1 protein-coding gene is annotated in these 375 nt (G+C 67.5%); it reads left to right on the forward strand.

Going from position 1 to position 375, the window contains the following annotated elements; all coding sequences use genetic code 11:
* The coding region (locus tag BTM36_RS04155; protein WP_139347058.1) for a transglutaminase family protein at nucleotides 1-375 on the forward strand (375 nt) is incomplete at both ends.

Raw genomic sequence — 375 nt, forward strand, 5'->3', positions numbered from 1 at the left:
CGCGAGGTCGAGAGCGATTTCACTGACCTGCACGCCTGGGCCGAGGTCTATCTGCCCGGCGCGGGCTGGATCGGTTTCGACGTCACCTCCGGCATGCTGACCGGCGAGGGACACATCCCGGTCTGCGCCACGCCGCACTACCGCTCGGCCGCGCCGGTGACCGGCACTGCGGGCTTCGCCAATGTCGAGTTCGGCTTCGAGATGAGCGTCAAGCGTATCCGCGAGGCACCGCGGATCACGCGACCGTTTGCGGATGCATCCTGGGCGCGGCTCGACCGGCTCGGCGAGCAGATCGACGCCGATCTGACGAAGGATGACGTACGGCTGACCATGGGCGGCGAGCCGACCTTCGTGTCGGTCGACGATCTGGAATCG

Source organism: Herbaspirillum sp. VT-16-41 (assembly GCF_001994935.1).
Lineage (GTDB): Bacteria > Pseudomonadota > Gammaproteobacteria > Burkholderiales > Burkholderiaceae_D > Herbaspirillum > Herbaspirillum frisingense.